The sequence below is a fragment of the Gimesia aquarii genome (assembly GCF_007748195.1).
Taxonomy (GTDB): domain Bacteria; phylum Planctomycetota; class Planctomycetia; order Planctomycetales; family Planctomycetaceae; genus Gimesia; species Gimesia aquarii.
This window is the reverse complement of record NZ_CP037920.1, coordinates 6,496,419-6,509,411: the sequence shown is the minus strand read 5'-3', so window position 1 is coordinate 6,509,411 and position 12,993 is coordinate 6,496,419. Positions and strand designations below refer to the sequence as shown.

The window sequence follows — 12,993 nt, the reverse complement described above, 5'->3', positions numbered from 1 at the left end:
CATATACGACTGTTGGAATCTTACAACGAGTATGTATGAGATACGCAGACTTTATTTATCAAAGTGGGCTTAGCTCAAGTTTAAATCAGGCCTGTATGGCGCAAGAGCGGTTCGGGACTGGGCTCGCGTCCACGAAATTCTTTGAAGAGTTCCATAGGATGGCGGCTGCCTCCCTGGGCCAGAATCGTATCTCGAAAGCGTCTGCCCGTTTCGGCTACAGTCCGTTCATCATCGAGTCCTGCTTCTTCAAAGGCACTAAAGGCGTCGGCGCTGAGAACTTCAGCCCATTTGTAACTGAAGTAACCGGCAGAATACCCTCCAGCAAAGATGTGTTGGAAGGAGCACAGAAATCGATCTTCTGGAAGCATTGGTAACACGGATGTGGTTTGACTGACTTCACGCTGCACATCAAATATCGATTGAGGACCATCAGGATCAAATTCACTGTGGAGCTTTAAGTCGACAACACCAAATTGAATTTGCCGCAGCATTTGTGTTCCTGCTTGGTAATTTCGTGCAGCTACGATTTTTTCAAATAGATCATCCGGTAATGTTTCACCGGTTTGATAGTGTTTGGCCATACCCAGTAAAGTCGGCTTGTGATAGCACCAGTTTTCCATAAACTGGCTGGCGAGTTCGACCGCATCCCATTCCACGCCATTGATGCCGGCAGCGTCTGCTTCGTTGATTGTGGTTAACATATGTTGTAATCCATGGCCAAACTCATGGAACAATGTCTCAACTTCGCGGAACGTCATCAATGAAGGACTGGTTCCAACGGGAGGCGTCGAGTTGCAGACGAGATGCGCGACTGGAATTTGTACATTTCCTGATACGATTTTGCGGCCCAGACAATCGTCCATCCAGGCACCTCCCCTTTTATCCTCAGGCCGGGCATAGGGATCGAGATAGAATCCGGCAACGGTTTCTCCCTCTTCATTGGCGATGCTAAAATAGCGGACATCTTCATTCCAGACAGGAACCCCTTCCGTCACAGGTGAGACTGTGATTCCAAAAATTCGATTGACCAGTTGGAACAGACCATCCAGTACCTTTTCCAGAGAAAAATAAGGTCGTAATTCTTCATCTGTGTAGTTAAATCGTTTTTCACGCAGTCGCTCGGACCAGAAGGCGAAATCCCATTGTATGATGGGCTCGGTCTCTCCCTGTTCGGCTGCAAAGGTTTGCAAGTCTTTCAAGTCCTGTTGACCCGCTTCATATGAGGCCGTTCTGAGTCGCTCTTCCATTTCTAAGACAGCTTCGATACTGGGAGCCATTTTTTCTGCCAAACTGACTTCCGCAAAATTTGCATACCCCAAGAGCTTAGCTTTTTCTTGACGCAGTTTCAGGATCTGAGGGATCAACGGAGTATTATCCAGTTCTCCTTCTGAAGCACGAGTGATATACGCTCGGTAAACGTTTTCGCGTAAAGCTCGATTCCGACAATGTTGCATGAAAGGTCCGAAGCAGGGAAAATCCAGACTGATTCTCCAGGGACCCGCTTCCGGTGTTGCTTCTGTTTCCGCCTCTTTTTGATCCCAGCTATTATAGGATTGTGCCGTTAATTGTTTGAGACTGTCTGGGAAACCTTCAGTATCCTTAGCATTGGTAATAATCAGGGAAAACGCTTTTGTGGCGTCCAAAACGTTATTAGAAAATTGAGTTGCCAGGCGTGATAATTCCGTTGCAATTTCGTTAAAACGTACGAGTTGGTCTCCTGCGAGGCCAATACCCGCTAATTCAGCCGACAGAAGGCTTTTGTCAATGATCCTCTGCTGGGCATTGTTGAGTTCATTCCAGGTGCTGCTGGTTCGCAGCGATTTCATCGCTTCATAAATTGGTTTACTCTGTTTCACACTTAATGAGAAGGCAACGATTTCGGGCAGTACACTTTCGTAAGCTTCACGTAATTCAGGAGTATTTTTGACTCCCAGTAAATGCCCTACTGGTCCCCATGAACGTTCCCATGGATGGTTTAATTCTTCCAGAGGTTGCATCAAGCCTTCCCAGCTTGGTTCTGCTTGTGCTTCAATCTTTTTTAGATCGGCTTTTGATTGTTCTAGAAGAGATTGGATTGCTGGTTGAATATGAAATGGTTCAATACGATCAAAGCGGGGAAAGCCGTCTGAAACGAGAAGGGGGTTATCTTCAAAATTAGGTTGCTGGTTCATTCGAAAAACTATCCTTCCTAAGGAAATCTCACTTATTGACCGATATTAGCGTTTTATTCAATACTCAGTGTGCTTTTGTGATCAGAGGGCAATTATAAAAAAGTTGAGGACTTGATTAAAAGGCATTCTATATATTCGACAAATCGATACAATGCTTACTAGAAGTTTACTTGTCAATAAGCTGTACTCCATCAAGTGGATCAGGCAAAATGAGACAATTTATTACTGTCTGTGCAGGATGGGTTCTAGTGGTAGCTACTCCGGCAGTCATTTGCGCACAAGAACCTGGAAATTCATCTGTGCAGAAAAAAATAGAGGAGATACAAAAGAAAGTGCTTCCTATTAATACCATGGGTGGTCGTCAGTTTTGGGGTGATGTGCAGTTTTTTCAAGGCTGGAAAATACAGCAAAATGTGCTCACCAAACACTATCGACTTTTGAACTCTGCAGATCAGCGTTATGAAAGTGGAACGCTGGAGGAATGTCAAAAGCAGTTAGAAGAAATTAAACAGGCCCAACAGCTAAAACCGATGCAGGGAAAAGCGGTGATTCTAATCCATGGTATCATTCGTTCTTCGAAATCGTTTGAAAAAATGAAGCGCGCCTGCCAAAAAACAGGCAGACTGGTGGTTCCCTTCGATTATCCGAGTACACAACGCACAATACCAGAGAATGCAAAATACTTAGAAAAGGTAATCAATTCGCTAGAAGGAATCGAAGAAATTGAACTGGTTGTACATAGTATGGGAGGGCTGGTGGTTCGATCCTGGATTGCTCAACAGACGACCGTTGATCCCCGCATCAAGAGGATGGTAATGCTCGGAGTTCCCAACCGAGGGGCTAACATGGCGGACCGATTTCGTTCTAATCTGCTGTTTAAAGTGATCTTTGGTCCTGCAGGTCAACAATTAGTAACTGAAGCCAATAGCGATTTTATCACCGCGCTACCAACGCCTCCCTTTCCTTTCGGAATCGTAGCCGGTGGTCGGAACACATTGAAAGGCTATAATCCGCTGATTCCTGGTGACAATGATGGCACAGTTGGTGTCAGCAGTACAAGACTACCGGGGGCTGTGGACTTTATTTTACTACCTGTTTTACATTCCTTTATGATGAATGATCCCGTGATCATAGAGCACACATTGCGATTTATGGAAACAGAAAAATTTCGTGAATCAGGTAAAGCACAACCAATTTCCATCAAAGAAAAAGATACGGTTCCTTGATGTCTTTGGAAATCAACTGAGTGAATACGAATAAGCTGGGATAAAATGTTTCCAGTCGAAAGAATTGAATGGGCTAAGAACATGAACCGAGACGAACGACATCTAAAACTGCTTTCGAAAATACAGATTGTTTATGGGATTGCTAACCTGTTCGTATCGTATTATTTCTATGAAGCACTTTTCATTCTGGTTCATGAGTATCGAAAAATGCTCGAACAATCGAGGCCCGAACTGGAAGTCGCTTTATTGCTGGGCTTCGGTTTTGTGCTTCTTTTAATTGGAATTGCGATTTTATTTTGTATTATTCTGACTGGTCAGTCTCTGGCTCAGCATCAGAATTATACGTTTTGTCTTATTGTGGCTGCTGCTGAATGTTTCATTTTTCCGATAGGGACATTCATCGGTATTTGGACGATTTGGGTTCTAAGACGCAATTCTGTGAAAGCATTGTTTGCAACCCCTCAAGTAGAGAGTGGTGTTGGTTAGGTATTTCTCCAACCAGGCTCTTCATCTCATTATACTAACAAAGTTCATACTGTTTATGACCGAAGTACAAGGCACGCCCTCTTCCAATTCTACCCTCCCTCGGGTCTGGAAACTGATAAAGTGGGGATTATTGGCGCTCATCTTTTATTATGTGGGGAATCAAGGGTATCAGCTCTATCAAGAGCAGGGTGAGGCTATAACAAAAATTCAGATTAAGCCTACATGGTTGATTTTGTCTGGTATCTGTTATTTCGTTGCCTGGTTACCTTCGGTTTGGTTCTGGCAACAATTGATGATTGCTTCAAGCGAGCGTACCACATTTTGGCCGACAGCACGTGCATATTATTGTGGGCATTTAGGAAAATACATTCCCGGTAAAGTTTCTGTATTATTGATTCGGGCTACACTCTTAAAAGATTTCGGTGTGCGTGTTTCTGTGGCAATGCTGACGGCCGCCTATGAGACATTGGCAGTGATGGGAGTGGGGCTGGTGGTCTTTCTGGCACTGGTTCCATACGTCATTAATGCGGAACAATCGACTGAATGGCCCGCCTGGATTCAATCGATTCAGTCTCGACCCTTGTTAGTTCCATTTTTATTTTGTTTTACATTGTTTGTTTCTTTACCCTTGTTGTCCCGTCTTTTGAAGCGGATTTCGCAAAAGATGTCGAAGTTGGAATCAGAAGAATCGAGTGAATCGCAGCAGGCTTCGATTTCGATACGTCTATTGTATGCGGGAGTGTTAGTCTTTCTGATCAGCTGGAGTTTGCACGGCCTGAGTTTAGGGCTGGTTATTGCTTCTCTGGGAGATCAGGGACTTGTTCTACGGCAGTGGCCACTTTGGACTGCTGCGGTTTCTGCCGCGCTCGCTTTAGGTTTTGCAGTTTTATTTGCACCGGCGGGGTTGGGTATTCGAGAAGGACTTCTTGTGGCAATTCTTACCGGTTGTCCGGAGATTGGGCCTGTTAATGCTTTTGTTGCCGCCTTATTAATGCGAATCGTTTCTTTTACTAGTGAAATATTGTCAGCCTTTGTTTTATACTATAGTTTCAGGAGTTATGAGAAGGTTGATCAAACATCGACACACGAAGATTCCTCTCCTGAAATAAAATGAAAGTGCCATCGTTACTGTCTGCTACGAGAAAGGGCTCAGTGATGCTCTCTATCATGATTCCGACTTTGAATGAATCAGAAAGTCTGCCACAATTATATCAGGAAATCTGTGACACGAGCCAAGAGCATAACATTGATCTGGAAATGATCTTTATTGACGATGGTTCCACAGACACCTCTTGGGAAATAATTTCTAAATTTGCCGCCAATGATGGTCGTGTTTCCGGAATTCGATTCCGAAGAAATTTTGCCAAAGCGGCTGCATTGACTGCAGGCATGCGAGCGGCACGTGGGTCTGTGATCATGATGATGGATGCCGACCTGCAAGACAACCCTAAAGAGATTCCCCGTTTTCTGGAGAAACTGGATGAAGGATATGATGTTGTCAATGGTTGGAAAGAAAGACGTCTCGATCCGTGGCATAAAGTATATCCCAGTAAAGTATTTAACTGGATGGTTGGCAAGCTGACCGGATTGTGGCTTCACGATCATAACTGTGGCTTTAAATTATTTCGTAAAGAGGTTGCCGCCGAGCTTCGCATTTATGGGGAATTACATCGGTTCATCCCAGTTCTTGCAGATTCAAGAGGTTTCAAAGTAACAGAAATTTCAGTACACCATCGGGAACGACAACACGGCCATTCCAAATATGGTGTTCGTCGTTTTTTGAGAGGCTTTCTGGACCTGTTAACAGTTCGCTTTTTGACTGGTTATGGACAGCGTCCTCAACATATGTTGGGAGCTGTGGGCCTCATTTGTCTGTTGTTGGGTGGATTAGGTCTGGGATATCTAGCACTGATTTGGATTCTGACCAATTTGTTTGGGTTGGGATTAGGGCCGATTGGCAATCGACCTTTACTCGCTTATTCTATAGCCGCGACAATTCTGGGAGGGCAGGCAATCAGTCTCGGTCTATTGGCGGAATTAATCGTTGCCTATACTGGACGTCATCAAGATTCCTATAGCATCGCGGAGAGAACAGAGAGTACCGCACAAAATGAGCAAGAAATAATCGTCTAAAACTTTCTGGTTAGGTTCCTGTCTTTTCAGAAGAAGTAATTAACTTCTGATTCCGCGCCCCTTCTCTTGAATCTGTAGTTTTGTCTGAAAGCGAAACGTGAGATGAAAATTACTTTCCTCGGAGCCGCCGGTGAAGTGACGGGCAGCCAGCATTTAATCGAGACAGATTCACGGCAAATATTGTTGGATTGTGGCTTGTTTCAGGGACACCGCGAAGAATCTTATATCAAGAACAGTCGGTTTGCTTATCCACCGGAATCTCTGGATGCGGTCTTTCTATCGCATGGTCACATGGATCATTGTGGAAACCTACCACGGCTTTACAGCAAGGGATTTCGTGGTCCAGTCTTTTGTACTTCGTCAACAGCTGACATCGCTGAAATCATGCTCAAGGATAGTGCTCGTATTCAGGAAGAAGACGCTCGCTACTTAGCCAGGAAATTAACAGAGAAACATCCGCCGATTGAGCCACTCTATTCAGAAGACGATGTGAATGGAGTGGTCAAACATTTTGAACGCTTGGATTATCATGAGTGGCACGAATTAGGAGATGACCTGAAAGTTCGTTTTCTTGATGCAGGACACATTCTGGGTTCAGCGATCATTGAAATGAAAATCAAAGATCAACGGGAATGGCGGCACATCGTATTTACAGGAGACCTGGGTCGGCGGGATTTACCATTACTTAGAGACCCGGAACCAATTGAAGGTTGTGAGGTTTTAATTTCTGAAAGCACATATGGTAATCGGGTACATGAAAAAGCGTCCGACATGAAAGAAGAGCTTTTCCAGATTTTGGATGAAGCCTACCGCGTCGAAGGGCGTGTGATTATCCCCGCCTTCAGTTTAGGGCGAACCCAGCAAATTATTTATTATTTGAATGATTTGTATAACGAAAAGCGTCTACCATACATTCCGATCTTTGTTGATAGCCCGCTTTCAACTCGATTGGTTTCCGTATTCCGGCATCATATTCATGATATGGACGATGAAGTCAAAAATGTTATCGAATCCGATAAAGATCCCTTCGGATTTTCATTACTCAATTATGTTTCCTCACGAGAAGAAAGTATCGCCCTTAACAAAAGAAAAGGAGCTTTTGTGGTCATCGCCGGGAGCGGAATGTGCGAGAATGGTCGCGTGCGGCATCATCTTAAAAATGGAATCGAACAATTGGAAACGACGATCGTACTCATGGGCTATCAGGCTGCTCACACTTTAGGACGGCGGTTGATAAATCGCGATCCGAAGGTAAAAATATTTGACCGGTACTACGAGGTAAAGGCCAAAGTTGTTCAACTGAGCGGGTTATCAGGACATGCAGATGTTGAAGACTTTAAGTGGTGGTATGAAGAGTCGGCAAAACAGGGAAACATTGGCCAGGTTTTTCTGGTACATGGCGAGCCGAACTCTTCGAAGGCATTATCAGAATTAATTCGTGATCAGTGTGATCTGGAACCGGTGATCCCACACTATCAACAGTCTTTTGAAATTTAAGTTTGCAATGACAAGAGTAATCAAACATCCCGACAAAAGTCTACCTGCCTTGGGACTTAGACAGCCGTGGGCAGAGCTGATTCTACGAGGTATTAAAACGATTGAGCTGCGTTCCAGTCAGACTCATATCCGTGGTCCGATTTATATTTATGCTTCGAAAACAATCGCAAAAACACCTCACGCGAAAGCTGCCGCTGAACAAGCAGGAATTAATGTCGATAAACTTCCTACTGGAGTTTTGATCGGAACCGTCGAAATCATCAACTCATTTCCTGCCAGTGCAAAACATAGTGCTGCATCAGGAATACCAGCGACACTTTTGAAGGGGAAATATGGCTGGGAACTGGCAAATCCTCGGCGTATGAGAACTTTATTAGTTCCCGATTATTTACCTTATGGTGTCTGGTTTTATCCTTTTTTGCGGAAATACACTGATACTCGGAAGTAGTAGAGATCGTTTTAGATAAGCGGATTCAACCTCTGGTTGCACTCATCATTTCAGTGGCATAATTGCCTATTGACGAAATCACTTCCTCACGGGTTTGATTGGAATCAGAAAAGGCTGCAAACTGTTTCACAATTGCAGAGCCAATAATGAATCCATCGGCCTTACCACGTAACGTATCGACATGTTCTGGTTTGCTAATTCCAAAACCAACAGCCAGGGGAAGATCTGTCAATTGACGAAGTGATTCCAGGTGTACGGTTAACTCCGCAGGCAATTCATCGCGCACTCCCGTCGTTCCTGCGACTGAGATACAATAGATGAATCCACTGGCAGATTGAACGATACGTTTCGTACGATCTTCCGGGGTCAATGGGGAAACGAGTTGTACCAGATCTAAGTTCGCCAATTGTGTTTTTTGTGAAAACTCTAATGCTTCATCACCAGGCAAATCGGGGACAATCAGCCCAGAGAATCCAGCGGCACTTGCTTCGTTTAAAAATTTCTCAGCACCATAGCGAAAGATGATTGCGTAGGAGACCATGCCAACCAGAGGTGGTAGTGTTGTGGTCTGATCTGAGGATAGCGACTTTAATACATCAAATAGTTCATGTACTTGGAAATGATTATTCAAGGCGCGTGTATAGGACTCCTGAATCACGGGGCCGTCGGCGATAGGATCACTATAAGGAAAACCGATTTCAATGAGATCAACGCCGCAGTTTGCTAATTCTTTTAAAACGGCAACTGTTGTATCAAGATCAGGATCACCGGCAGTAATAAATGGCATAAACGCCATCCGGCCTTCTGAGCTCACCTGCGAAAATTTTTCAGCAATAGGTCTAGTCACGGTTCGTTTTTGTACTTTTTTATCTGAAGAGAGGAGACGATTAAGCGAACAGTCTTTTTAGTCTAACTAAATTTCTTGTCCTAGCAAGCGGGCCACTTCATTCACATCTTTATCTCCGCGGCCGGATAAACAGACGACAATCGTTTCATTGGAATGAGCTTCCCGCGCCACTTTCATCGCGTGGGCAATCGCATGGGAAGATTCAATGGCGGGAATGATTCCTTCCTGTTTCGCCATCGTTTGAAATCCTTCAAGTGCTTCGTTGTCAGTGATCGCAGTATAGTTTACTCGGCCAGAGTCTTTCCAGTAGCTATGTTCGGGACCGACTCCCGGATAATCGAGACCAGCAGAAATCGAGTGTACGTCCTGTGTTTGTCCGTCACTATCTTGTAGAACGTATCCAAAGCTACCATGCAGCACTCCCTTGGCGCCATAGCTCAATGTGCTGGCGTGTTCTCCTGGTTCAGGTCCACGACCGCCTGCTTCGACTCCGATTAATTTTACGGACTCATCGTCGATAAACGGATAAAACATTCCAGCGGAATTCGAGCCACCACCAACACAGGCAATGACCTGATCTGGAAGTTTCCCAGTTTGTTCCAAGCACTGAGCACGGGTTTCTTTTCCAATGACAGATTGAAAGTCACGTACCATCATTGGGAAGGGATGCGGCCCAATGACCGAGCCGATGATGTAGTGAGTTGATTCCACGCTTGACATCCAGTCGCGCATGGCATCGTTGACGGCATCACGCAATGTTTTGGAACCACTGGTGACAGCTCGTACTTCCGCACCCATCATCTTCATATTGAAGACATTCAGCTTTTGGCGACGTATGTCTTCTTCACCCATATACACAATACATTCAAGTCCAAACCGTGCACATGCAACGGCACTCGCGACTCCGTGTTGGCCTGCTCCTGTTTCGGCAATGACCCGCTTTTTGCCCATTCGCACTGTGAGTAACGCCTGGCCGATCGTATTGTTAATTTTGTGTGCGCCAGTGTGGTTCAGGTCCTCACGTTTAAAGTATATTTTGCCACCTCCACAATGTTTTGTGAGGCGTTCCGCAAAATAAAGAGGGTTGGGCCGGCCAACATAATGCTTTAACAGATCATTCAATTCGGACTGGAAGGACTCATCTTGTTTTGCTTTTTCATATTCCTGAGTCAGTTCTTCGAGAGCGTGCATCAAAGTTTCAGGAACAAATCGTCGTCCAAACTCTCCAAAACGTCCTGAAGCGTCTGGGACATCAGATAAAATCGTGGTCATAATTCACTCAGATATAGTAAACGTAATTCAAAAAGATTCGCTTTGACCATTATTGAATTCCCAATGCCACTGGTCAATGCCCGGCAATTGGACGCTTGAGAATCAGGTAAGGTTCGGTATGGGGTTCTATGGTTTGATAGAAATAAACCGTTGCCATATGTACTTTAGTATCTTGGCTTTGAGTTGTTTTAGGCATAAAAAACAAGATGTCTAGCTAGAATTATGTAGGATTTCACTAAAAACTTGATAAAATGCGTGATGCGAATAGTGAAGCGAATTGTTTCACTAAAGAGACTTAAAGGGGAGTCTATAATGAGTACGACAGACAAAAAACTGGCAGAAGCCATCAATTGTGAATCCATTCACATTGATGAACTTGAGCGGTATTGCCTCTTGGAAAGCAAACCACGCGGGTATCAGAATCTGGATGATAGTGACATCATTATTCCCAACTTTGGTTCTGCACTCCGCTCTGCGCGTCGTGAATTGAATGATTTTGAGTCTCCCGTAAGCTGATTCTACGTTCGAAAGACAGGAATTTATGGAGCAACGGGAAAGATCTGAGCTGTGATGAAGTAGCGCTCGCCTTCTCTTTCTATTATGAGTTCTGGTGCCCAGTTCAAAAGTTCTTCTAGCTCTTCATTGTCAAGTGTATCAAGTTTACGATAACTGAAACGGTTTGGTAAAGCAGGCAGCAAGACTTTTTCCTTCACCATTTTTTTGAATCTACCCGGTGAAACATAGTGGGTATAGCCGTACGAGCTTGGTTTCCGGTAGCGAAGTATTTCTGCCCAGTTAACGTAAATATAAGCGATACGCTCTGCTTTTAACTTTTCTTTGATTTTGTTGGCTGATTTCATTGAGAGTAATTTATCTGGAACACCCGGTTCTGGTTCTGCCGTCCATTGCTTGAAAACTTCGTGGTCAAATACCGTGCTATAGATCACGGGAAACTCGGCATTAAACAGTTCTGCATCGCCGACAGAGAGTACCACTTGATTCGGGCCAAGCTGCATCTGGTTCAGTTGCATGATTTCGGGACCAGTTAAATTTGCAGTAAACTTCCGAGCATAGTTCAAGTCGTCTAAGTAGGCGTTATTTCCACCAAGTCCACTTGTTACGACACACAGGTTAAACAGACCTGCAGCTAAAATCGCGATGAAAGCTCCTGTTTTCCAGGTTCGTTTTGAACTCCAGGTCGCTCCGATACCTGCTAGTACAGAAGCCACGGGAATCATGGGAACCCAGAAGCGGTCAATGCGATGTGTGAATACCCACCAGGAAAGGAACAGGAATCCCACATAAATCCATAGCCAATAAATTAACCGGCGATGTTGTTGCTTCAAAAATGCGAGTGGTGCCAGACTAAACAGTAGTGGGCTCAGCCAATCACTTTTCATGGTGACATCAATCAAGTTTTTTCCTAAATTAACTGGATTATGTGATTTGGGGCTATGGCCACCTTTCCATTTCGTGTTGAGATGATCATTCAAGTCAATACCACCAAATACAGAATAGAGCAACGGGTATACTGGATTGCCTGTCTCCCATAAATTTTTTAATAGCCAGGGGCCGATAGTGAGTAGTGTGCCCAGAGAAAAAATTCCGGCGAGCTTGAGCGTGACAGACATTCGTTGTTGTTTATCATGTTTCAATAAAGCCCAGCTAAAACCTAATAGTGCTAAGCCAATGGGAATGACGACTGATAGCACTCCCGGATATTTACATGCCATGGCAGAACCAGATAATAAGCCAGTCAGACAGGTATAACCGTACAAGTAGCAAAGCTTCTTGTTTGGCGCAACTTCTTGATTTGAATCGAGTGTGGGGGGACGATCAGCTATGCAAATACTAAAAGATTTTAATATTTGTATGGTCAGCATAAGAGCCAATAAACTGGACATCAAATAAAAGGAGAGTGCTCCTTCGGTTAAAGCAATTATGGAAATACGATAGGTCCAAGGAGTGGTAAGATAAATCGTAGCCGCAAGCCATCCTGTCTCTGAACCAAACCAGCGGCGGGCAGCAGCAAAAATCCCAAGTGCCGTGAATAGGGAAAAGCTCATCAGAACCAGCTTGCCCGCTTGTGCACCAAAGTACCAGTCTGCTTTGAGCGACATTGCCAGCAGTGTGAGCATCTCAGTCAAAAAGGGAAAACTGGTATAAACATTATGCGGCAGGAAGCTAATACAACCTTGCTGATAGAATTCTTTGGGACCACCAAAATGATATTCCAGCACATCAAAATCAGTGGAAGGTAACATAGAACCTAAAAACATGCTGAGTACAAAAGGGAAAATCAATAGACAGCAGGCCCCACGAAATATCGTCTCTTGAGAGACTGTATCTGATGGGGACTGTTTTAAAGGTGGGGTAGGACTAATGTTCCTTTTGGATTCAGTATATGCTGAGATTCCCCCCAGTAATGCACTCAAGCCAAGTACCAGATAACAGAGTGTCTGGGAAAGAATTCCTAGTAAACCTCCTCCTAAAGTGAGCAACGAAACACCGGAGATACCGACTCCATATGCGAATACGGTTCGTTCTATTGTGAAAGGAGCCAATGGAATTCGAATCAACCTGGTTACGATTTGTCCTAAACCCCATGCGCCTGTGAGGATCACAAGTGCAATACCAATTAGAGGAAATCGTTGTGGAAAATAACTCCAACCTGCAGGGTGTGGATTTTCTTCAGGCAGAGGATCGACCAGATCCAGAAGAAGATAAGGGATATTAGTCACAATATCCCAGCGACTGATGGAAGGATTATTGGGCAACGTAAAGCTGATAAAGGTAATAAAAAACAGTAGTAACCAGATCAGGGCACCACGCACGAAGATCGGGTTATCTTCTATAGATGTTATATGCTGCGGACGAGCCGGGTCTTTCATAAGGAATGGTCTAATAATATGT

At 44.4% G+C, this 12,993-nt stretch carries 11 protein-coding genes; 7 read left to right on the top strand and 4 right to left on the bottom strand.

Annotation, left to right across the window (positions count from 1 at the left end; translation table 11 throughout):
• Positions 1 to 80: 80 nt before the first annotated feature.
• Positions 81 to 2,171, bottom strand: coding sequence for a M3 family metallopeptidase (locus tag V144x_RS24840; protein ID WP_144989323.1), 2,091 nt, complete (start codon positions 2,169 to 2,171; stop codon positions 81 to 83).
• A 209-nt stretch (positions 2,172 to 2,380) separates the two neighbouring features.
• On the opposite strand from V144x_RS24840, the gene V144x_RS24835 reads away from it, so the two are divergent.
• The 6 genes from V144x_RS24835 to V144x_RS24810 all read left to right on the top strand — a co-directional run bounded on the left by V144x_RS24835 (position 2,381) and on the right by V144x_RS24810 (position 7,961).
• Complete coding sequence (locus V144x_RS24835) at positions 2,381 to 3,397, top strand: alpha/beta fold hydrolase (RefSeq protein WP_144989321.1); 1,017 nt, start codon at positions 2,381 to 2,383, stop codon at positions 3,395 to 3,397.
• Positions 3,398 to 3,478: 81 nt separating this feature from the next.
• Entirely contained in the window at positions 3,479 to 3,883 is a 405-nt protein-coding gene (locus V144x_RS24830) for a hypothetical protein (RefSeq protein ID WP_144989319.1), read from the top strand.
• 55 nt (positions 3,884 to 3,938) lie between these two features.
• A complete protein-coding gene (locus V144x_RS24825; RefSeq protein ID WP_144989317.1) occupies positions 3,939 to 4,997 on the top strand; it encodes a lysylphosphatidylglycerol synthase transmembrane domain-containing protein in 1,059 nt (352 codons plus the stop codon).
• Between the two features lie 41 nt (positions 4,998 to 5,038).
• Positions 5,039 to 6,016 (top strand): glycosyltransferase family 2 protein, encoded by a 978-nt coding sequence (locus tag V144x_RS24820; protein WP_144989315.1) that lies wholly within the window; start codon positions 5,039 to 5,041, stop codon positions 6,014 to 6,016.
• A gap of 102 nt (positions 6,017 to 6,118) precedes the next feature.
• Complete coding sequence (locus V144x_RS24815) at positions 6,119 to 7,513, top strand: MBL fold metallo-hydrolase RNA specificity domain-containing protein (RefSeq protein ID WP_144989313.1); 1,395 nt, start codon at positions 6,119 to 6,121, stop codon at positions 7,511 to 7,513.
• A 7-nt stretch (positions 7,514 to 7,520) separates the two neighbouring features.
• Positions 7,521 to 7,961 (top strand): ASCH domain-containing protein, encoded by a 441-nt coding sequence (locus V144x_RS24810; protein WP_144989311.1) that lies wholly within the window; start codon positions 7,521 to 7,523, stop codon positions 7,959 to 7,961.
• A gap of 25 nt (positions 7,962 to 7,986) precedes the next feature.
• Here V144x_RS24810 and trpA read toward each other — a convergent pair whose 3' ends face one another.
• The gene (gene trpA, locus V144x_RS24805) at positions 7,987 to 8,775 is read right to left on the bottom strand and encodes a tryptophan synthase subunit alpha (RefSeq protein WP_261343681.1); all 789 of its coding nucleotides are present in this window, start codon (positions 8,773 to 8,775) and stop codon (positions 7,987 to 7,989) included.
• A 99-nt stretch (positions 8,776 to 8,874) separates the two neighbouring features.
• Complete coding sequence (trpB, locus tag V144x_RS24800; protein WP_144989306.1) at positions 8,875 to 10,080, bottom strand: tryptophan synthase subunit beta; 1,206 nt, start codon at positions 10,078 to 10,080, stop codon at positions 8,875 to 8,877.
• 312 nt (positions 10,081 to 10,392) lie between these two features.
• Between trpB and V144x_RS24795 the strand changes: the two genes are divergently transcribed.
• Complete coding sequence (locus V144x_RS24795; RefSeq protein WP_144989304.1) at positions 10,393 to 10,596, top strand: hypothetical protein; 204 nt, start codon at positions 10,393 to 10,395, stop codon at positions 10,594 to 10,596.
• A 23-nt stretch (positions 10,597 to 10,619) separates the two neighbouring features.
• Here the strand turns inward: V144x_RS24795 and V144x_RS24790 are convergent, their stop codons facing one another.
• Positions 10,620 to 12,971 (bottom strand): ArnT family glycosyltransferase, encoded by a 2,352-nt coding sequence (locus V144x_RS24790; RefSeq protein WP_144989302.1) that lies wholly within the window; start codon positions 12,969 to 12,971, stop codon positions 10,620 to 10,622.
• Between the last annotated feature and the right edge of the window lie 22 nt (positions 12,972 to 12,993).